19 protein-coding genes and 1 tRNA gene are annotated in these 20,621 nt (G+C 38.0%); 14 read left to right on the plus strand and 6 right to left on the minus strand.

Annotated elements, in window-relative coordinates; translation table 11 throughout:
• Positions 1 to 18: 18 nt before the first annotated feature.
• From sucC to GS03_RS07200, 4 genes are all read left to right on the plus strand, one after another.
• On the plus strand, positions 19 to 1,212 hold the full coding sequence (gene sucC, locus GS03_RS07185) for an ADP-forming succinate--CoA ligase subunit beta (RefSeq protein ID WP_136151869.1): 1,194 nt from the start codon (positions 19 to 21) through the stop codon (positions 1,210 to 1,212).
• Positions 1,213 to 1,299: 87 nt separating this feature from the next.
• Positions 1,300 to 2,661 carry an ArnT family glycosyltransferase gene (locus GS03_RS07190; protein WP_168710283.1) on the plus strand — a complete coding sequence of 454 codons (1,362 nt, stop codon included), beginning with the start codon at positions 1,300 to 1,302 and terminating at the stop codon, positions 2,659 to 2,661.
• Positions 2,661 to 3,617, plus strand: coding sequence for a glycosyltransferase family 2 protein (locus GS03_RS07195; RefSeq protein ID WP_136151871.1), 957 nt, complete (start codon positions 2,661 to 2,663; stop codon positions 3,615 to 3,617). Before GS03_RS07190 ends, GS03_RS07195 begins: the two co-directional genes overlap by 1 nt.
• 193 nt (positions 3,618 to 3,810) lie before the next feature.
• Positions 3,811 to 5,094, plus strand: a complete 1,284-nt coding sequence (locus GS03_RS07200) for a citrate synthase (protein WP_136151872.1) — start codon at positions 3,811 to 3,813, stop codon at positions 5,092 to 5,094.
• Between the two features lie 53 nt (positions 5,095 to 5,147).
• Here GS03_RS07200 and GS03_RS07205 read toward each other — a convergent pair whose 3' ends face one another.
• Positions 5,148 to 6,203: a bifunctional methionine sulfoxide reductase B/A protein gene (locus GS03_RS07205; protein WP_394346374.1), complete on the minus strand. Its 1,056-nt coding sequence runs from the start codon at positions 6,201 to 6,203 to the stop codon at positions 5,148 to 5,150.
• 233 nt (positions 6,204 to 6,436) lie between these two features.
• On the opposite strand from GS03_RS07205, the gene idi reads away from it, so the two are divergent.
• The 10 genes from idi (at position 6,437) to GS03_RS07255 (ending at position 14,161) form a co-directional block, all read left to right on the plus strand.
• Positions 6,437 to 6,964: an isopentenyl-diphosphate Delta-isomerase gene (gene idi / locus GS03_RS07210; RefSeq protein WP_136151874.1), complete on the plus strand. Its 528-nt coding sequence runs from the start codon at positions 6,437 to 6,439 to the stop codon at positions 6,962 to 6,964.
• Between the two features lie 2 nt (positions 6,965 to 6,966).
• Entirely contained in the window at positions 6,967 to 7,377 is a 411-nt protein-coding gene (locus GS03_RS07215) for a 6-pyruvoyl trahydropterin synthase family protein (protein ID WP_136151875.1), read from the plus strand.
• Entirely contained in the window at positions 7,377 to 7,829 is a 453-nt protein-coding gene (locus tag GS03_RS07220) for a peroxiredoxin (RefSeq protein WP_136151876.1), read from the plus strand. The genes GS03_RS07215 and GS03_RS07220 overlap by 1 nt, the downstream gene beginning before the upstream one ends.
• Before the next feature lie 20 nt (positions 7,830 to 7,849).
• Positions 7,850 to 8,812, plus strand: a complete 963-nt coding sequence (locus GS03_RS07225; RefSeq protein ID WP_136153085.1) for a type I phosphomannose isomerase catalytic subunit — start codon at positions 7,850 to 7,852, stop codon at positions 8,810 to 8,812.
• A gap of 54 nt (positions 8,813 to 8,866) precedes the next feature.
• Positions 8,867 to 9,133, plus strand: coding sequence for a hypothetical protein (locus tag GS03_RS07230; protein ID WP_136151877.1), 267 nt, complete (start codon positions 8,867 to 8,869; stop codon positions 9,131 to 9,133).
• Positions 9,134 to 9,200: 67 nt separating this feature from the next.
• A tRNA-Thr gene (locus GS03_RS07235) sits at positions 9,201 to 9,277 on the plus strand.
• Positions 9,278 to 9,395: 118 nt separating this feature from the next.
• Positions 9,396 to 9,920 carry a nucleoside deaminase gene (locus GS03_RS07240; protein ID WP_317128556.1) on the plus strand — a complete coding sequence of 175 codons (525 nt, stop codon included), beginning with the start codon at positions 9,396 to 9,398 and terminating at the stop codon, positions 9,918 to 9,920.
• 14 nt (positions 9,921 to 9,934) lie between these two features.
• Positions 9,935 to 11,341 carry an FAD binding domain-containing protein gene (locus GS03_RS07245; protein WP_136151878.1) on the plus strand — a complete coding sequence of 469 codons (1,407 nt, stop codon included), beginning with the start codon at positions 9,935 to 9,937 and terminating at the stop codon, positions 11,339 to 11,341.
• Complete coding sequence (locus GS03_RS07250; protein ID WP_136151879.1) at positions 11,338 to 13,587, plus strand: xanthine dehydrogenase molybdopterin binding subunit; 2,250 nt, start codon at positions 11,338 to 11,340, stop codon at positions 13,585 to 13,587. The genes GS03_RS07245 and GS03_RS07250 overlap by 4 nt, the downstream gene beginning before the upstream one ends.
• A 10-nt stretch (positions 13,588 to 13,597) precedes the next feature.
• Complete coding sequence (locus GS03_RS07255) at positions 13,598 to 14,161, plus strand: DUF4256 domain-containing protein (RefSeq protein WP_136151880.1); 564 nt, start codon at positions 13,598 to 13,600, stop codon at positions 14,159 to 14,161.
• 292 nt (positions 14,162 to 14,453) lie between these two features.
• Here the strand turns inward: GS03_RS07255 and GS03_RS07260 are convergent, their stop codons facing one another.
• The 5 genes from GS03_RS07260 to allB all read right to left on the minus strand — a co-directional run bounded on the left by GS03_RS07260 (position 14,454) and on the right by allB (position 20,476).
• The gene (locus GS03_RS07260) at positions 14,454 to 15,788 is read right to left on the minus strand and encodes a DUF6986 family protein (protein ID WP_136151881.1); all 1,335 of its coding nucleotides are present in this window, start codon (positions 15,786 to 15,788) and stop codon (positions 14,454 to 14,456) included.
• An 89-nt stretch (positions 15,789 to 15,877) separates the two neighbouring features.
• Positions 15,878 to 16,720 (minus strand): 2-oxo-4-hydroxy-4-carboxy-5-ureidoimidazoline decarboxylase, encoded by an 843-nt coding sequence (uraD, locus tag GS03_RS13375; RefSeq protein WP_210726605.1) that lies wholly within the window; start codon positions 16,718 to 16,720, stop codon positions 15,878 to 15,880.
• Between the two features lie 7 nt (positions 16,721 to 16,727).
• Positions 16,728 to 18,146, minus strand: coding sequence for a urate hydroxylase PuuD (locus GS03_RS07270; RefSeq protein WP_210726606.1), 1,419 nt, complete (start codon positions 18,144 to 18,146; stop codon positions 16,728 to 16,730).
• 3 nt (positions 18,147 to 18,149) lie between these two features.
• On the minus strand, positions 18,150 to 19,169 hold the full coding sequence (gene alc / locus GS03_RS07275; RefSeq protein ID WP_136151882.1) for an allantoicase: 1,020 nt from the start codon (positions 19,167 to 19,169) through the stop codon (positions 18,150 to 18,152).
• On the minus strand, positions 19,151 to 20,476 hold the full coding sequence (gene allB / locus GS03_RS07280) for an allantoinase AllB (protein ID WP_168710284.1): 1,326 nt from the start codon (positions 20,474 to 20,476) through the stop codon (positions 19,151 to 19,153). The genes alc and allB overlap by 19 nt, the downstream gene beginning before the upstream one ends.
• Positions 20,477 to 20,621 lie beyond the last annotated feature (145 nt).

The raw sequence follows: 20,621 nt of genomic DNA on the forward strand, positions 1-20,621 counted from the left end.
ACAATCTAACTCATTATTATGAACATACACGAATATCAAGGTAAAGAAATTTTAGCCAGCTATGGCGTACGAGTTCAACGTGGTATTGTTGCCAACAATCCGGTAGAAGCTGTGGCTGCGGCCAAACAATTAACGGCAGAAACAGGAACCGGTTGGCATGTTATCAAAGCCCAAATTCACGCAGGTGGAAGAGGAAAAGGCGGTGGCGTAAAATTGGCAAAAAACATACAGCAGGTTGAAGAAATATCAGAGCAAATTATTGGGATGATGTTAAAAACACCTCAAACTCCACCAGAAGGAAAACGAGTGCACAAAATTTTGATTGCTGAAGATGTTTATTATCCTGGAGAAAGTGAAACCAAAGAGTTTTACGTGTCTGTTCTTTTAAATAGAGCAAAAGCAAGAAACATGATTATGTATTCTACCGAAGGCGGAATGGATATCGAAGAAGTTGCTGAACACACACCGCATTTAATCTTTACAGAAGAAATTGATCCTTCAGTTGGGTTACAAGGTTTCCAGGCACGTAGAATTGCCTTCAATCTTGGACTTTCAGGAAACGCTTTCAAGGAAATGGTAAAGTTTATAGATTCATTATATAATGCTTATGTAGGTTCCGATGCTTCCATGTTTGAAATAAATCCGGTTTTAAAAACGTCGGATAATAAAATTTTGGCTGTTGATGCCAAAGTAAATATTGATGACAACTCCTTGTATCGTCAGGCAAAATATGCTGACATGCGCGACATTCGTGAAGAAAATCCAATTGAAGTGGAAGCCAAAGAAGTTGGCCTGAACTATGTTGACCTTGACGGAACTGTTGGCTGTATGGTTAACGGTGCCGGATTAGCAATGGCAACAATGGATTTGATTAAATATGCAGGTTTTGAACCGGCAAATTTCCTTGACGTTGGTGGTACTGCAGATGCAAAACGTGTTGAAACTGCGTTTAGAATTATCTTGAAAGATCCAAACGTAAAAGCAATTTTGATTAATATTTTTGGTGGAATTGTTCGTTGCGACAGAGTTGCACAAGGTGTTGTTGATGCTTACAAAAATATGGGTGATGCTATAAAAGTGCCAATCATTGTACGTCTTCAGGGAACTAATGCTGAAATTGCAAAAGAGTTAATTGATAATTCAGGAATGCCAATTTTATCAGCTACACAATTTCAGGAAGCTGCGGACCAGGTTAAAGCTGCTTTGTCATAAAGAAATAAATATATTTAGAAAAAAAATCCTGAGTTAAAGCTCGGGATTTTTTATTATTTTTCGACATTATTTCATCCTATGACACAAATGAGTGCATTTAATTTTTTAACCAAAAGAATAAACATCGGTATCATTTTGATTTCCTCTTTGATGATGTTTGTTGTGCTTAATCTTCCTTTTAAAGCAAAACCTTTTGGAGATGAGACCTTTCATATTGAAGCTAAAAATATGGCTCGTTATATAAAAGGAGATGTTGGTTATGATAAAGTCACGATTACAAAAGCGCCCGGCCCAATTCTTTTTTATACCATACCCTATATTATAGCTTCTTCGAGCGCTACAGACAATCAGCTTTGGGTTTATGCTACTGTGTTTACCTTTCTTATTGTTACCATTAGTTTATTGTTAATTTTTAGGATTGGATCATCTTTTTTTTCAAGGGAAGTTGGTCTTTTAGCCGTATTGCTCTTTTTTGTTTTTCCAATTCATTGTTATTATTCACTTGGAATTTTAGCCGAAGTTCCCGCATTTTTCTCTTTGACTGTAGCTCTTTACGGTTGGTTAATTGCATTTCAGAATCCGAATAAAATAAAAGGCTGGGTTTTACTGATTCTCGGTTTGTGGTTTCTGATTTTGAACCGGCCTAACACTATGCTGATTCTCGGTTTGGGCTTTTTAATTATTGCGTATTCCCTTTTCAGGAGAAAAGAGTTTTTTAAGAGCTATGGAAAAAAATTAGCGTTAACCTTTTGTACTGTTGGATTATTGAGTTTTGGCGTTGTGCAATTGGCAAAAGTCATCACTGGAACAAAGTCAAACGAAAGTCAGGAAGGTTTATTTTATTACGTTGCGCATCAGGGAAGGTTTCAGTTTAGAGAAGAGCCAACCGATTTTAGGTATTGGGAAAGCGATATAAGACCGGATAGTGATGATTATCAAAATTGGGGTAAAAGTGTTCACAAGTTGAATGCAATTGGGATAGAAACCCATCGTTCGCCCACTGAGGTTTATAGAAATTTTTTGATTAATGATGCATTAGAACATCCATTCTGGTTTACGCGACAGTTTTTTATCAAATGCTTTTATGGTCATGTGTATTTTATTAATAGTGTCAAACCCGAGAAATTTCATCTCGGTCCAATCCACGGAACAATCGGGTATTGGTTTGTTATTTTACTTATCAATTGCATTAACATAGCGCTCATTTTTGGTGCTTTACTGTTTTTATTTAAAGAAAAAAATCTCATAAACTATTGGCCATTTTGGGGAGTAATTCTAGCATTGTTAATTTTTCACGGATTGACTTATATGGAACCAAGATATATGTTTCCGTCAAGAGTAGCTTTATACCTTATGAGTGCTGCTGGTTTATATCGAATAAAATGGTTTCAAAATAAAGTTAACTTTATTGCTAAATTTGTCTTTCCAAATAAAATACCAACCAGCTAATGGAAACCAACCAAAAACCAATAATCGGAATTGTCTCTCCTTGTTATAACGAAGAGTTAGTATTGAATGAAACCTCGGCGCAATTAAACGAAATCATAAAGGATTTGGTTGCCCGAAATAGTATTTCAGAAAAGAGCTTTGTGGTTTTTATTGACGATGGAAGCAAGGACAAAACGTGGCATATTATAGAAGAAAAAGCATCGCAATTAACGCATGTCAAAGGCTTGAAATTAGCCGGAAATGTTGGGCATCAAAAAGCGCTGCTGGCAGGATTGCTGACTTTTAAAGATGAAGCCGATGCACTGATTTCTATCGATGCTGATTTGCAGGATGATGTTCGCGTGATTGAAGAAATGATTTTGAAGTTCAAATCAGGAACCGATGTGGTTTATGGCGTTCGAAAAGAAAGAAAGACAGATACTTTTTTCAAACGAAATACGGCTTTGCTTTTTTATAAGTTGATGAACATGATGAAAGTGAATGTTGTTCACAATCATGCCGATTATAGATTGTGTAGTAACAGAGTTTTGAAAGCGTTGGCCGAATTTGGTGAAGTTAATTTATTTCTTCGTGGAATCATACCAAGCATCGGTTTTAGCAATGATGTTGTTTATTACGACCGATTGGAACGCTTTGCCGGAGAATCTAAATATCCATTCCGAAAAATGGCAGCCTTTGCATGGAATGGCGTAACTTCTTTTAGTAATTACCCTTTGAAACTGGTAACCATAATCGGTTTTGCAATTTTCTTTCTTTGTTTAATAATGACTGGTTACGCTTTGTTTTCGTTGTATAACGGCAATGTTGTTCCCGGTTGGCTTTCAACAGTTTTGCCAATGTATTTTTTAGGCGGTGTGCAATTGTTTTGTTTCGGGATATTGGGCGAATATATTGGAAAAATTTACTCGGAAGTAAAACAAAGACCGCGTTATTTTATTGATAAAAGAGTAGATTAAAAGCGGTTATTTTCCCTTCCGGAATCATCACATTTTGTGTTGACGTAAGAGTTTCTTAGAAAACATTGGTCTTTGATAAAATATTTATCATATAATTAACGAAAACGCTGGCATATTTCTTTTTTATTTCATTTCGAATTCCCTAAATTTGTTAAATTATTAATTTATCAGATTTAATTCCCTAATTTATACCATGTCCAAAACAGCAATATTAGAATTTGATGGCAACAAATATGAGTTTCCGGTAATTGTTGGAAGCGAAAATGAAGCAGCCATTGATATTGAAAAACTACGTGCTTTAACAGGTGCAATAACACTTGATCCGGGTTATAAAAACTCAGGTTCTTGTCAAAGTGAAATCACTTTCCTTGATGGTGAAGAAGGAATTCTTCGTTACCGCGGTTATGCCATCGAAGATTTAGCCGAAAAAGCAGATTTTCTTGAGGTTTCCTATTTAGTGATTTTCGGAGAATTACCAACAAAAAGTCAGTTAGCTCAATTTGAAACTGACATCAGAAAATATACTTTGGTAAACGAAGAAATGAAAAACATCATCGATGGTTTTCCAAAAACTGCCCATCCAATGGGTGTGTTGTCTTCGCTTACAAGTGCACTAACAGCTTTTAACCCAAAAGTGGTTAATGTTGAAAACGAAAAAGAAATGTATGAGGCTATCTGCAAAACCATGGGTAAATTTCTGGTGATTGCAACCTGGACATACAGAAAAATGATGGGTTATCCTTTAAATTACTATGATAACACCATTGGTTATGTTGATAATTTCATGCAGTTGATGTTTAAATTGCCAACCGGACCTTATTCTTCAAATCCTGTCGTAGTTGATGCTTTAGATAAATTATTCATCCTTCATGCCGACCACGAGCAAAACTGTTCTACGTCTACTGTGAGAATTGTTGGTTCGTCACACGCCGGATTATTTGCATCCATTTCTGCCGGAGTTTCGGCACTTTGGGGACCGTTACATGGTGGCGCTAATCAAGCTGTGTTAGAGATGTTGGAAGCTATTCAAAGAGATGGTGGCGATGCAGCCAAATATATGGCGAAAGCCAAAGATAAAGATGATCCGTTCCGTTTGATGGGATTCGGGCACAGAGTTTATAAAAACTTTGACCCAAGAGCAAAAATTATCAAAAAGGCGGCCGATGAGGTTTTGAAAAATCTTGGTGTTGATGATCCGGTTTTAATTATTGCAAAACAATTGGAAGAAGCAGCATTAGTAGATGACTACTTCGTATCAAGAAAATTATATCCAAATGTTGATTTCTATTCAGGTATTATTTACCGTGCGTTAGGAATTCCAACCGATATGTTTACCGTTATGTTTGCCATCGGAAGATTGCCGGGTTGGATTGCGCAATGGAAAGAAATGCGTATCAACAAAGAGCCAATCGGAAGACCAAGACAAGTATATACAGGTCATCCTTTAAGAGATTTTACTCCAATGGATAAAAGATAACTTATCCTTTTAAAATAAAAAAACTCCTTGTTTACGCAAGGAGTTTTTTATTGCTATTTCTTTTTCAATCTATCTTTAAAGACTTTTTCAAATTTCTCAATTTTGGGTTGAATCACCATTTGACAATAGGGTTGGTCTTTGTTATTTTCATAATAATTCTGATGATAATCTTTTGCTTTGTAAAAAGTTTTAAACGGTTCTAAAGTGGTGACTATTTTGCTGCCATACACTTTAGCATTATTCAACTCGGCAATAATACTTTCAGCCGCTTTCTTTTGTTCTTCAGTTGCATAAAAAATCACGGAACGATATTGTGTTCCAACATCACCGCCTTGACGGTTCAAAGTTGTCGGGTCATGAACTGTAAAAAAGACGTGAAAGATTTCATCCAAATTGGTTTTGGTTTTATCATACGTAATTTGAACTACTTCAGCAGCACCCGTTCTTCCGGTGCAAACTTCTTCATAACTCGGATTGGCAACAGTTCCACCGGCAAAACCGGAAACTACTTTTTCAACACCTTCTAAGTTTTCATAAACGGCTTCAACACACCAATAACAGCCACCACCAAGAACAATCGTCTCTAAATTTCCTTTGGTTTCAGTTGCATCCGGAACAAAATCTAATGAAATAGCATTCATGCAATAACGCTTTCCTGTTGGCTCCGGGCCATCATCAAATAAATGTCCCAAATGACTGTTACATCTCCCGCAGAGCGCTTCTATTCTTCGCATCCCATAGGAATTATCATCTTTGAAAGTGATGCTGCTTTTGTTTTCCTGTTCAAAAAAACTTGGCCAGCCACAACTGCTGGTGAACTTTTGGTCTGATCTGAAAAGCTTTAATCCGCAGGCCGCACAATAATAAGTTCCTTTGGTTTCCGAATTCCACATCGTTCCGGTGAAAGCTCTTTCGGTATCCGCCTGACGGGCAACCGCATATAAATCTGGAGATAATACTTTCTTCCATTCGGCATCAGATACATCCAGTTTTTTGGTGTCAATGTTTGAGTAATACGGATTTTCAGGTTTTGAAATTACGTTTTCCATAGCAATGGGTTTTGAAGTTGTGTTTTCTTTATTGTTTGTTTGCCCACAAGCATTTAACATGAATAATGGTAACAAAAGTAAAAAGTTAAAAATTGATTTTTGCATTGTGTTTATTTTTAATAATCTACCACAAATTTACTACACAAGATACGAAGAGAATTGTCGTGTAGTTTACAAAAAGTTGTGTTTTAAGGAAAGTTTAACGGTTGTTGAAAATGTATAATTATGAAGGCTGATTTTTTTTCGTATTTTTGTCCTTCGACTGCGCTCAGGATGACAAAATATTGCACCTTATGATTGAAGAACAAGTAATCTTGGTTAACGAACAAGATGAACCTATCGGTTTAATGAACAAACTCGAAGCGCATGAAAAGGCAATTTTGCATCGTGCTTTTTCGGTTTTTGTGTTGAATAAAAACAACGAAATCATGTTGCAGCAACGTGCGCATCATAAATATCATTCACCTTTATTATGGACAAATACCTGTTGCAGTCATCAGCGAAATGGTGAAACCAATATCCAGGCCGGAACCCGCAGATTGTTTGAAGAAATGGGTTTCAAAACCGAACTCAAAGAACTATTTCATTTTATTTATAAAGCACCATTTGATAACGGTTTGACCGAGCATGAATTAGATCACGTCATGATTGGTTATTATAATGAAGGACCAAAAATAAATGAAGACGAAGTTGAAAGCTGGAAGTGGATGAAAATTGAAGACGTGAAAACCGATATGCTTCAAAACCCGAATATATACACGGTTTGGTTCAAAATTATCTTTGACGAATTTTATCATTACCTGGAAGACCATAAACTCTAATTATGAAAGTTACAGTATCAAGAAAAGCCCACTTCAATGCCGCACATCGATTGTACCGAAAAGATTGGTCGATGGAGAAAAACGATGCGTTTTTTGGTAAGTGCAATAATCCAAACTTTCACGGTCATAATTATGAATTAACCGTTTCGGTTACTGGCCAGATTGATCAGGAAACGGGTTATGTTATCGATACCAAAATCTTAGCCGATTTAATCAAAGAGCATATTGAAAATGCTTTCGACCATAAAAATCTAAACCTTGATTTACCCGAGTTTACCGACTTAAATCCAACTGCTGAAAATGTCGCGGTTGTCATTTGGCAAAAACTTAGAAAGCACATTGATGCTACTAAAGATTTGGAAGTCGTTCTTTATGAAACACCAAGAAATTTTGTAACCTACAACGGTAATTAATGGGATTAAAAGTAGGAGACAAAATTCCAAATTTCGCAGCCATTGATACCAATGGTGATTTGTTTGATAGCAATGAAGTTATAGGCAAAAAACCAGTGGTTATTTACTTTTATCCAAAAGATGATACTCGTGTTTGTACCGAGCAAGCCTGTTCTTTCCGTGATCAATACGAAGATTTTAAAAGCTTGGATGCTGAAGTTATAGGCATCAGTAGCGACAGTTTGAAATCGCATGTTGCGTTTGCCAATAAACATAAGCTTCCGTTTATTTTGCTTTCCGATTTTGATAAAAAAATCAGAAAAGCATTTGGCGTTCCCAATGATTATCTCGGTTTAATTCCGGGCAGAGCAACCTATGTTGCCGATAAAAACGGTATTGTTCAATTAATTTTTGACAGTACTTCAGGTAAAATTCATATCGAAAAAGCACTCGAAATTCTCAAAACTATGTAAGTTTGCTCAAAATGGCATCGATGAAATTATATCCGTTACAATTTGAACCTATTTTGAAAGAGAGAATCTGGGGCGGAACCAAGTTAAAAACCTATCTCAACAAACCCATAACTTCTGATATTACCGGTGAAAGTTGGGAAATATCTACTGTTGAAAATGATGTCAGTATTGTAGCTAATGGAATTTTCAAAGGAAAATCACTCAACGAATTGATAAACGAATTCCCCGAAGCTGTTTTAGGAACTAAAGTGTATGCTCAATTTGGAAAGCAATTTCCTTTACTTTTTAAATATTTAGATGCCCGTGAAGATTTATCGATTCAGTTACATCCCAATGATGAATTGGCAAAAAAGCGTCACAATTCTTTTGGTAAAACCGAAATGTGGTATGTGATGCAGGCCGATACTGACGCAAGATTGATTGTTGGGTTCAAAGAAAAATCATCTCCGGAAGAGTATATTCAAAATCTCAATAACAAAACCTTACTCAGCATTCTCGATACTAAAAAAGTAAATCCGGGTGATGTTTTTATGTTGAATACCGGAACTATTCACGCGCTTGGTGCCGGAATTGTGATAGCCGAAATCCAGCAAACATCAGATATTACGTATCGTGTTTATGATTTCGATAGAGTAGATGCAAATGGAAATAAACGCGAATTGCACATCGATTTGGCTCTGGAAGCTTTGAATTACGAAAAAATTGAAGCACAACGATTGTATTCTAAAAATCAAAACACTTCCAACGAAGTTATTAATTGCAAGTACTTTACAACGAATTTTATTCCGCTTGACGGGAATACAAAAATCCACAAAAATAAAAAATCATTTACGGTTTATATGTGTGTCGATGGTGACTTTCAGCTGACTGGCGATGGTGAAAGCTATGCTTATAAAAAAGGAGATACGGTTTTAATTCCGGCTGCTTTGACTGATTTTCAGCTTTCTGGGAAGGCGTCAATCTTAGAAATTTATATTTCGTAGTTTGTTTTCTAAAGATTTAGTGTAATTTTGCACCGAATTTTAAAAATAAAGAAAATGCCAAGTGTTAGAAATTTAAAGAAAGATATTAACTTCGTATTAGGTGATATTATTGAAGCGGTTTACATTTATGAAATGACAACTACCGGAAAACCATCTGATAAAACAAACGCTATCATTGATGAAGCTATCACGTCTTTTGACGGTTTGATTGAAAAAGTTAATGCTAAGAATGTAGAAAACAAAAAAGCGCATTTCAAGCAAATTAATGCAGATTTAGAACAAACTGCAAATCAATTGGTTGAAAAAATCAACGCACTTTAATAGAAAAAAGTTCAAAAATATTTTGGTGAATTAATTTTCACTTCTATATTTGCAGAACTAATACGCCGCCAGCGTAGCTCAGTTGGCTAGAGCAGCTGATTTGTAATCAGCAGGTCGTGGGTTCGAGTCCCTCCGCCGGCTCCAAAAAAGGAAAACGAAAGTTTTCCTTTTTTTTATGGAATTAAATGAGCATTTCACAAATCCTATTTGAAAAAACTTTTTGTAAACCATTTCAATTCGTATCTTTATTGGCTTCAAAATTTTGAAAGCACTTCAATTATTAAAATATTATTATCATAACAATATGTGTTCTACAACAAAACAAAGTGAATTTATGCAGGAAGCGATTCAGCTTTCTATCGAAAATGTAAAATCGGGTAAAGGCGGACCGTTTGGTGCTGTGATTGTGAAAGACGGAAAAATTATTGCTCGTGGTGCTAATGGCGTAACTTCTACGAATGATCCAACGGCTCATGCTGAAGTTGTAGCGATTAGAAATGCCTGCAAAGCCTTAGGGAGTTTCCAATTAGACGGTTGCGAAATCTACACGAGTTGCGAACCTTGTCCAATGTGTCTGGGAGCAATCTATTGGGCAAGACCAGACCGAATGTATTTTGCCAACACCAAAAAAGATGCTGCTGATATTAACTTCGATGACCAATTCATTTACGAGGAATTAGAATTGCCATACCAAAACCGAAAATTAGAAACGATTCAAATGATGAATGAAGAAGCTTTGGAAGCTTTTAAACTTTGGTCAGAAAACATCAATAAAATAGAATACTAGATTTCTAAATCAGCATGATTCAATTTATATTAAACAACCAACTCATCAAAACTGACAAACCAGCAAGTACCACTTTGCTGGATTTTGTTCGTTATGATGAAAACTTACGCGGTACAAAAATCGGTTGTCGCGAAGGCGATTGCGGTGCCTGTACTGTTTTGATAGGCTCTATGAAAGAAGGAAAACTCGAATACATGAGTGCCACTTCCTGCTTAACGCCATTGCCAAACGTTCACGGAAAACATGTCGTTACAGTCGAAGGTTTAAACTTACCGGATAAATTAAACCAAGCGCAACAAGCCATGGTTGATTGTTCCGGAACGCAATGCGGATTTTGTACACCAGGCTTTGTAAACTCGATGTGTGGCTACGCTTTGACTTGTGCCGAACCAACATTAGAAAGCGCCATTAGTGCCATCGATGGTAATATTTGTCGCTGCACGGGTTATAAAACAATCGAAAGAGCATCAGCAAAATTGGCTGAAAAACTTCAAACCAAAGATAAAAATAACGCAATGTCGTGGCTGGTTGCCAACGAATTTGTCCCCGATTATTTTTTAGATATTGAAACAAGAGTAAAGGCAATTCAAACGCCGCTTGTCATTCCCGTGCAGACGGGAATCCCAATTGGTGGTGGGACTGATTTATACGTTCAGAAGCATGATGAATTGCACGATTACGATTTGGATTATTTATTCGACAAAAGTGAGTTAAACGGAATTTCATTTGACGGAAATGCTTGTGTTTTAAAATCATCAGTTACGGTTACCGATTTGATGGAGAATGAAAGATTGTTAGAAACGATTCCGAATTGGTACAATTACTTGAAATTACTGTCGTCAACACCAATCCGAAACATCGCAACCATAGCGGGAAACATTGCCAACGGTTCGCCGATTGGGGATTTTACGATTATTCTTTTGGCAATGAAAGCACAACTGACATTGACCAATAAAGAAAATGATAGCCGAAAAGTAATGCTGAAAGATTTCTATTTAGGCTACAAAACTTTAGATAAAAAAGCAGACGAAATCATAACTGAAATCGCTTTTGAATTGCCAACCAACGAAACGCAATTCAATTTTGAAAAAGTCTGCAAAAGACAATATTTGGATATTGCCAGCGTGAATTCGGCAATGACAATTTCAAATAGCGGAAACACGATTACCGAAGCACATGCTTCTATGGGTGGAGTAGGACCAATTCCGACATATCTGGCGAAGACCAGCGAGTTTTTGGCAAACAAATCAATAACTGTTTCAGTCATAAAAGAAGCGGAACAAATCCTGCAAACCGAGTTGTCACCAATTAGCGATGCCAGAGGAACAGAGGCCTACAAAAGATTATTGGGACGCCAATTGTTCTTCAGCCATTTCATCACACTTTTTCCTGAAACCATTAAAATGGACCACTTACTATGATTAATATAGACGCACATAATCACGTAAAAGGAAAATCTATTTACCTCGACGATATTCAGGAAGTACAAGGGACTTTGTACGCGCTTCCGTTTGATGCAACTGTCGCTCATGCCAAAATCAAAAGTATTGATTTGAATGCTGCTTTAAAAAGTCACGGAATTGTTTCAATTCTAACAGCTAAAGATGTCACAGGTTTAAACCAAATAGGAGGCATCATTCCTGACGAACCTTTATTTGCCGAAGATGAAGTTCACTTTCGTGGACAGGTAATCGCTTTAATCGTTGGGACTTCAGAACATCATTGCCGAATGGCTTCGAAACTGATTAAAGTCGAATTCGAAGAACTTCCCGTAATTGTTGACCCAAGAGAAGCGCAGGCAAAAGGCAAATTAATAATGCCTCCGAGACAATTTAAACTCGGAGATACCGAATCTGCCTGGGCCAAATGCGAACATATTTTTGAAGGCAGAAGTGATGTCAACGGACAGGAACATTTATACATAGAAACACAAGGCGCTTACGCTCGTCCAAAAGAAGACGGAAGCATTGTCATATCATCATCCACGCAAGGCCCAACAGCTGTTCAACGAATGGTGGCGCAGGTTTTGGGAATCCCAATGCACAAGGTAGAAATCGATACGGTTCGACTTGGCGGTGGTTTTGGAGGAAAAGAAGATCAGGCAACTCCTTGGGCAGTAATGGTAGCTTTGGCTTGCCAGATGCTGCACAAACCCGTAAAAATGTCGATGCATCGTATGGATGACATGCGCATGACAGGAAAACGTCATCCGTATTCAGCTGATTTTAAAATTGGTTTGGATAAAGATTTAAAAATCATTGCCTACGAAGTAACGCATTATCAAAACGCAGGAGCTGCAGCCGATTTATCACCAGCGGTTATGGAACGAACCTTATTCCATTCGACCAATGCGTATTTTGTTCCGAACGTGATTGCGAAAGCATACAGCTGTAAAACCAATCTGCCTCCAAACACTGCGTTCCGTGGATTTGGAGGACCGCAAGGAAAATTTGTTATCGAAGCTGCGATTGTTAAAGCAGCTGAATCTTTGGGCGTAAGCCCGGCAATGATTCAAAAAGCAAATCTGGTTAAAGACGGCGATGAGCTATCGTATGGACAAATTCTGCAACAGGTAGAAGCGAGCAATACCTGGGAAACCTGCATGAAAAGCTACGATTACGAGTCACAAAAAAATAGAGTAGAAGCTTTCAATAAAACTAACGCCCGATTCAAAAAAGGATTGGCGATTCAACCGATTTGCTTTGGGATTTCGTTTACCAATACGATGATGAACCACGCTCGTGCTTTGGTACACATCTATCACGATGGAAGTGTTGTAGTAAGTACCGGTGGCGTTGAAATGGGGCAGGGTTTGAATACCAAAATGCTACAAATCGTTGTAGAGACTTTAGGCATTAAAGCTGATAAAGTCAGATTGGAATCAACTAATACGTTGCGTGTTGCCAATACGTCACCAACAGCAGCAAGTGCAGGAGCCGACCTAAACGGAAAAGCTTTGTTAATGGCTTGCAACGCTTTGTTGGAACGATTAAAAGCGGTTGCCCAAAAAGAATACACTGACCAAATCATTGAAATCAAAGACGAAATGGTGTATGCGAATGAAACCAAAACCGAAATGAGTTGGAAAGACTTAATTTTAAAAGCATTTACACAAAGAGTTGCGCTTTCTGAAAATGCACATTACGCCACACCAACCATTCATTACGATAAAACCAAAGAAAAAGGACATCCGTTTGCATACCACGTTTACGGAACTTCGATTCACGAGGTTACGGTTGATTGCCTAAAAGGAACGTATGAATTTGACAGTATCAATATCGTTCACGACTTTGGGAAAAGTATGAATAAGGACATCGACAATGGTCAGATTGAAGGCGGTTTGGTACAGGGAATTGGTTGGATGACGTTGGAAGAAATTATATATAACGACCAAGGTCGATTGGTTTCGAATGCGTTATCGACATACAAAGTGCCAGATATTTATTCGGTGCCAAAGCAAATCAATATTCAACATTTGGAAACAGAAGGTCATGAACTCGCTATCAAAAAATCAAAAGCAGTAGGTGAGCCACCATTGATGTATGGAATTGGTGCTTATTTCGCGATAAGAAGTGCAGTAAAAGCTTTTAATCCAAATGCTGATTTGGCTGTCAACGCGCCCTATACTCCGGAAAAAGTGCTAATGGACTTATATAGAAAATCATAAATATATAGCTATGGGAACTAAAAAGCAATTGTCAGCAGAGCAATCTTCAGCACTTCTCAATCTATTGAAAGAGCGTTTTGAGAAAAACAAGAATCGTCACAAAGACCTTGAATGGTCAAATGTGCAGGCAAAGTTAGAAGCGAATCCTGAAAAACTTTGGTCACTCAACGAAATGGAAAGAACCGGCGGTGAACCCGATGTTGTTGGTTATGATGCGAAGACTGACGAATATATTTTCTATGATTGCTCTGCCGAAAGTCCAAAAGAACGCAGAAGCATTTGTTACGACCAACAGGCATTGGATTCGAGAAAAGAATTTAAACCAAAAGACAGCGCTATGAATATGGCAGCTCAAATGGGTGTTGAAATCTTAACTGAAGAACAATATAGAGAACTACAGCAATTAGGAAACTTTGATTTGAAAAGCTCTAGTTGGGTAAAAACACCTGATGCTATCAGAAAATTGGGTGGTGCAGTTTATTGTGACCGTCGTTATGACACAGTTTTTCTATACCATAACGGAGCAGAATCGTATTATGCTGTGAGAGGATTTCGTGCTGTGTTAAGGGTTTGATAGACAAAAAAGGTTGTTAAAAATTCTAATCAATAAAACGGTAATGACATGAATATATTGGATGAATGGTGGAAACGGCTTCTTATTAGTTTCGCTTTAGGAGGAATAATTTCAAAAGTTCTGGGTCAGTTAACAATTAGGAAAGTTGAAATTAGTGCGCTTCTCATTGCAGTCATTTTTTATATAGTGTTGACCCGAATGTATAACAGAAGTCAAAAGGGAACGGAAAACGAATCCGAAAAATAAAAAAACCGCATCAATTACTGATGCGGTTTTTTTATTTAGAAGCTGATTACTTTCCAGCTCTGTTTTCTAATATCTTTTTAAACGAACGACCTCTTATTTCATCTAAAGTCAAGCCTGTTGCCAGAACTTCTTCTTCAGTAATCGCACCGCTGTTCAACGCTCGAAGGAAATAATTTAGTAATCCTTGTCCGGTTGCAGCATCGTCAAATACATCTCCGATTAGTGTTGCTCGTGCTGCTTTTTCCACAAAGGTTTTCAAACGATCAACGGCATCGTCATAGCTTTCCAAAAAGAACGCATACACCGCCGCATAACGCATTGGGAATTGGGCAGGATTTAAATCCCAACCTTGATAATATCCATTCCACAACGAGTGACGAATGTGGTCGTATCCTTTTTTCCATGCTCTGTGAACCACTTCCATGTTTTCTTTTTCCTGTGCCGGAGTCAAGTCACCACGGTGCGGACCAATAGGCATCGTATTCGTAGCACCATCACTCAACCAGATTCCGGTGTGAGCCAAAGCTACTTTGGTTACATGGTGCGCAAAATCGCAAACTGGATGATCCATTTCCTGATATTTCGCCGTGATGCTGCAGCTTGCGGTATAATCGTAAGTTCCGAAATGCATCGCGATACATCTTCCTTGTGCCGCTTTTATAAAACGGTATAACGGATTTGTTCCGGCAATATCCATAATGGCTTGGGTAGTTTCTACCATCATTTCCATTTTTAATACGCCTTTGGCTAAGCCTAATTCTTCTTCTAAAATTGTCATGAAGTTTGCCAGCGTTTCAGGTTGTTCAGGAATAGTAACTTTTGGTAACATCACCACAAAGTTGTCAGGCAGTTTTCCACCAGTTTCTTTTACCAAAGTGGTCACAAAAATATCCAGCGTTCGCAAACCTCTTTCCTTCATTTCTTCGGTAAACGGTTTGACACGAATACCAATAAAAGGTGAAAGCGTTTTGGCTGCCATTCCTTTGGCAACTTCTTTTGCTGTAGATTCAGCGGTTGCATCTTCTTCTTCATTACTACGATTTCCGTAACCATCTTCGAAGTCAATACGGAAATCTTCAATAGCCTCTGATTTTAATTTGGCCACGACCTTATCATAAATGCGTTTACTGAAATCATTTCCGCCAGTCAAACCAAAAGCTTTTCCAAAAACTTCGTGGTTTGGTGCATAGGTTTCTAATATTTCTAAAGCACGGTGTCCCAATGCAATCGGCGCATCCGATTTGAATAAGTTTGCTCCGCCATACAAAGTGTGTACCGGTTGGCGGTCGCTTCGGTCGCCCGGATATATTTCGTTGAAAGTTGTATTGGCTTTGCTTAAACTGTTGAACAATTGTTCTTTTTTATTACTCGGAATCGTCATAATAATTATATTTTTTGGTCTATTCTCTATGTTCTATGTTCTATTTTCTTTTCTTTTCTTTTCTCTTGCTTCTTGCTTCTTTTCTCTTTTTAACTTCCTCGGTAAGTACTATATCCAAAAGGATTAACCAACAAAGGAACGTGATAATGTGTTTCGTCAAAAGTGCTGAAAATGATTTCTACTTTTGGGTAAAAGGTTTTTTGTCCTGAATAATATTTTCCGGTATCGAAAACCATTTTATAGGTATCCGGCTTTAGGTTTCTTTCTTGTGCCAATAAATCGGGAATTCTACCGTCACTGTTTGTAATGCCTTGCGCGATGGTTTGCCAAACGTTATTTCTGAAAGCTTGTAATCTTATCGAAATGTCTTTTCCCGGAATTCCGGTTGAAGTATCTAAAACGTGTGTGGTGATTTGGCTTACTTTAAGGAAACTGAAATCGCTGTCAGGCAGCATCTTTTTGAAACGGATGATAGAGATTTTCTGCTGTTCGCCCATAGCGATGTGTAGTTCTTCTTCCGCTGTGTTTTGCAAGCGGTCATTCAGTAAAGCCAACATTTCTGTTGCTGATTTTCCGGTAGCACATACAATGAAGATGAATCCGTTTTTGTTTTCATAATCGGAATTGGCTTTCGCCAAAGCTTCAATCGTTTCAGTTGTCGCCACTGCAACGCTGGCTTGTTCTTTACCTGCAAACTTCTCGGTTAAGCTTTTTACATCGCCAATTTTCGGATGATGCGTAAACGATTCTCTCCAATCAACTTCACCACATTCGTCATACCAGATTTTGGAAGACAAATCCACCAATTGTTTTTCAGAAACAAAAGGGAAGTGCTTCATCATCGCATCAGCCCATTTATTGGAACCACAACAAGCGAATAATTCCTTTTTTGCAGTTTCTTCGGGCAACTTATTAAATGCTAATAAATTCATATTGTCATTATTTTAGGCTCGCGCCTTGTTCAATCCAACAGCGAATCGTGTTTCGTTCTTCTTCGGTGATGTTGGTTTTATTATTCTGAGGCATCGTTTTGGTCACAACCACACGCTGCATAATCAAATCTCTTTTGGTATAAATATCCTGCGGTGTGTCATATTTCACGCCATTTGGAGCTGTTGTATAAACATCGTCCGTTGGAGCAGAAGAGTGGCATTGGGTACAACGCTTTTGGATAATTTCATTTACTTCTGTAAAGCTAACTTCTTTTTTGCATTCATACGGATTTGTACTTGGTGCCGAAATAAAACAGGCAGCTAATAAAATTACCACAGAAACCGGAAGTATCCAAACGTTGAGATGCTTTTGTTCTTTTAGATTTAGATAGTGTTTTACACCAGCTGCTCCAAGGGAAATTATCGCCAGCATCAACCAAGGATATTCATACCCAAAGGTAGACGGAAAGTGATTGCTCACCATCACAAACAAAACAGGAAGTGTAAAATAATTGTTGTGTAGTGAACGCGCTAATGCTTTTTTACCCAGACTTGGATCTAAAGGAATTCCTAAATTGGCACAACGCACCATTTCTTTTTGTCCCGGAATAATCACAAAGAACACATTGGCCACCATAAGACTTCCAATCATCGCTCCAAAATGGATGTAAGCGGCACGCGCACTAAATACGTGACAATAGAACCAGGCAAACGCAATCAGAAAAGCAAAACCAACCAATGCAAACGCCAATTGATTTTTGATTAATGATGATTTGCACATTTTGTCATAAATCAGCCAGCCAACTATAAACGAACCAACTCCAATTAATATTCCTTCTGTTGCCGTGATATCTAATACATTCTTATCTATCAGGAAAGCTGAAGCATTGAAATAATAAACCACAAACAACAAACAAAACCCGGACAACCAAGTAAAATAAGCTTCGTATTTGAACCAGTGCAAGTGTTTCGGAATCGTCTTTGGTGCAACTTTATATTTCTCCAAATAATAAAATCCGCCGCCGTGAACAGCCCAAAGGTTTCCGGCCAATTCATCACGGACATCTTCAGTACGGTTTAAAGCATTTTCAAGGAATACAAAATAAAACGAAGCGCCAATCCAGGCAATTCCGAAGGTAATGTGCAGCAAACGGATGACAATATTCAGCCATTCCATCATATGCGCTTCCAATGGCGTTCCCTCAACAACAATATACGTATTGAAAAGGATAGCAACAATCATCAACAATATTCCGGCGTAGATGTAATTCTGGCTCGTATTCCGGATATCTTCGTCGCCTTCAGGATTTTTTTGAGATTTTCCTTTTAGGAAGCTGGGCATTTTGTATGACATATAACCCAGCGTAATTAACACGCTGAATTCAATCACATACAAAACGATTATTATAAATGTTCCTACTGACACTAGTTAACTGATTTTACCAAACAATCTTAAACGACTGATTCCACCATCAGGGAAGATGTTCAATCGAACGTGAGTGATGGCGTTATGACTACTAATTTCTTTTACAAATTCGTGTTCGTTGTCGGCACTTAATTTTTGCTGAGGTAACAAAGTCTGCCAATTGCCAGCATTAATAACAGCATCGTCATTATCGCTTACGCAGCATTCAATCGAGCAACTATCAGGATAATTTCCTTTGAAATGGCAAGTGTCAACAACGATTTTGTCAACTGTTCCTTTGTGAGCCAGTTTCAGAATAACCCAGTCACGATTGTTTGGCGTACGGTTTCTTTTGGTTTCCCAACCGTCGCCCATATTCGCACCACGATTTGGCATAATCAAATTACTCATCGCGCTAAAGAACATATCATTGCAGGCAATCGCTTGTCCGCCGTTAATCGCGGCAGCCAAATCTATAGTATCATTAGCAGAAACAGCGTCCCAGTTTTTGAAAACTTCGCCATAAACTCTGAAACGCGCAACGCCGCCATCAGGATAAATATGCAGACGCAAATGGGTAAAGATTTCATCGCTTTCGCATTCGTAGAAATTCTGTGAACCCGCATCCAAATGTGATTGAGGCAGAATCTCTTTCCATGCTAAATGTTCCCAATCCGTAATTCCTTCAGCATTTGGCAAATTAATGGCTTCAACTGAAGCATGTGGCGGATGATTCCCCAAAAAGAAATTGGTGTCGATATCAAAACCCTTAATCTTTCCCGAAGTTGCCAATTGGATAATCGCCCAATCGTGTCCCGGAGTCCTTTTTCTGCGGCTTTCCCAACCGTCCATCCATTTTCCTCTGTCAGTGTATTTGTCGTGTATGAATATGCCACGTGTTGGCAGAATTAGGTTTTCTTTTTCGGCAAAGAAATCATCGGTAGCATATAAAACCTTTCCGCCTAAACGTTCTGCGGCTAAGTCGGTAAGTGCTGTAAATGCTGGTGATTCTTTTATAATCTCGGTTACTTTTGCAAAAGCCATTGTCCTTTATTTTTGTTTTGTATTGATTTATTGTGATAAACAGTTGTGCCATTTACTATAGTTTCAAGCACTTGACCGTTTAAGTTTTGCGCAATATATGGACTTATTTTATATCTGAAAAAAATGTCCTCCGCTTTTACTAAATCGATTGCGTCAGGATTCCAGATTACAAAGTCGGCGTCGTTATCAATTTGGATTGTTCCTTTGGTTGAAGCCTTAATAAAAGCAGCTGGTTTTGAAGTCACTAACGGAATAAATTGATCCAATGACATTGTATTTTTAAGTGCCGTCCATGAAGCAGTCAACAAGAATTGAATGCCTGCAATTCCGCCCCAGGCTTTTTTCAGATTGCCGCTTTCCATTTCCTTAATGTTTGGCGGAGCAGGCGAGTGGTCGGTTGTAATGAAGTCCAAAACTCCTGAAGCAAAAGCGCTTTTCAATTGTTCATTATTTGCCTTTTCCCGAATTGGCGGTGCGCATTTGTAAATGCAGTTTCCGTCAGGAATATCTTCCGCATTAAAGAAAATATATTGTGTACAGGTTTCGGCTGTAATCGGTAAGCCTTCTTTTTTTGCAGCTTCAATTTTAGATAACGCTTCCGCAGATGCGACATGAACGATATGAACGGGACAATTGTGTTTGCGGCACATTCTAATCATCAAATCGATGGCGTCATTCTCCCATTTCTTTGGACGACTCGCTAAATAATGTTGGTAGCTTGTTGGATTATTTTCGAAATCACATTCAACTTCGGTATCATATAATTCGCAGTGCGCTAATAAAGGAATATTATATTTTGCAATGATTGGCATTGCTTCGTCTAAATCTTTTTCGGTTACATTCGGAAATTCATCAATACCGGAATGTGTCAGAAAGCATTTTACGCCTACAACTCCGGCACCAATAAGTGATTCTAAATGTGGAGCATTTCCGGGAATCAATCCGGCATAAAAACCAACATTGACATTCATTTTGCCTTTTGAGGCTTCCAGTTTTTGGTTAAAAGCATCAAGTGTTGTCGTAACCGGACTCGCATTCAAAGGCATATCAATAATAGTCGTAGAACCTCCGGCAGCTGCAGCCTGAGTAGCGGTTTCAAAACCTTCCCATTCGGTTCTTCCGGGTTCGTTGATATGAACATGAACATCAATAACGCCTGGCATTATAACCGCATTGCCATAATCTTCAGCATCATCCAATTTTTTGAAATCAATGGAAATGATTTTTTCGTTGGTAAAACTTATGGTTGCTGGTTGTAGTTTATTTTCAACCCAAACTCGGTTGCTGTATATTTTTCTTTCGTGCACGATTTTTTATTTTGGATTTACCAGAAAGGCAAACATACAAACTTAAGGATAAAAAGTTAATTTTTGAAATCAGAAATAATTATGGATTCCATCCTATGTAAGTTCTGACTTAAAGTTTAAAATGAGTTGTAAGAAAGCAGTCTGT

This window comes from Flavobacterium sangjuense (genome assembly GCF_004797125.1).
Taxonomy (GTDB): domain Bacteria; phylum Bacteroidota; class Bacteroidia; order Flavobacteriales; family Flavobacteriaceae; genus Flavobacterium; species Flavobacterium sangjuense.

Excerpts from the sequence above, each read along its gene's own strand:
- idi (WP_136151874.1), top strand. The coding sequence starts at position 6,437 with ATGATTGAAGAACAAGTAATCTTGGTTAACGAACAAGATGAACCTATC.
- GS03_RS07205 (WP_394346374.1), bottom strand. The coding sequence starts at position 6,203 with ATGTTAAATGCTTGTGGGCAAACAAACAATAAAGAAAACACAACTTCA.
- sucC (WP_136151869.1), top strand. The coding sequence starts at position 19 with ATGAACATACACGAATATCAAGGTAAAGAAATTTTAGCCAGCTATGGC.
- GS03_RS07230 (WP_136151877.1), top strand. The coding sequence starts at position 8,867 with ATGCCAAGTGTTAGAAATTTAAAGAAAGATATTAACTTCGTATTAGGT.
- GS03_RS07260 (WP_136151881.1), bottom strand. The coding sequence starts at position 15,788 with ATGACGATTCCGAGTAATAAAAAAGAACAATTGTTCAACAGTTTAAGC.
- GS03_RS07215 (WP_136151875.1), top strand. The coding sequence starts at position 6,967 with ATGAAAGTTACAGTATCAAGAAAAGCCCACTTCAATGCCGCACATCGA.
- GS03_RS07250 (WP_136151879.1), top strand. The coding sequence starts at position 11,338 with ATGATTAATATAGACGCACATAATCACGTAAAAGGAAAATCTATTTAC.
- GS03_RS07195 (WP_136151871.1), top strand. The coding sequence starts at position 2,661 with ATGGAAACCAACCAAAAACCAATAATCGGAATTGTCTCTCCTTGTTAT.
- uraD (WP_210726605.1), bottom strand. The coding sequence starts at position 16,720 with ATGAATTTATTAGCATTTAATAAGTTGCCCGAAGAAACTGCAAAAAAG.
- GS03_RS07200 (WP_136151872.1), top strand. The coding sequence starts at position 3,811 with ATGTCCAAAACAGCAATATTAGAATTTGATGGCAACAAATATGAGTTT.
- GS03_RS07255 (WP_136151880.1), top strand. The coding sequence starts at position 13,598 with ATGGGAACTAAAAAGCAATTGTCAGCAGAGCAATCTTCAGCACTTCTC.
- GS03_RS07220 (WP_136151876.1), top strand. The coding sequence starts at position 7,377 with ATGGGATTAAAAGTAGGAGACAAAATTCCAAATTTCGCAGCCATTGAT.
- GS03_RS07190 (WP_168710283.1), top strand. The coding sequence starts at position 1,300 with ATGAGTGCATTTAATTTTTTAACCAAAAGAATAAACATCGGTATCATT.
- GS03_RS07245 (WP_136151878.1), top strand. The coding sequence starts at position 9,935 with ATGATTCAATTTATATTAAACAACCAACTCATCAAAACTGACAAACCA.
- alc (WP_136151882.1), bottom strand. The coding sequence starts at position 19,169 with ATGGCTTTTGCAAAAGTAACCGAGATTATAAAAGAATCACCAGCATTT.
- GS03_RS07225 (WP_136153085.1), top strand. The coding sequence starts at position 7,850 with ATGAAATTATATCCGTTACAATTTGAACCTATTTTGAAAGAGAGAATC.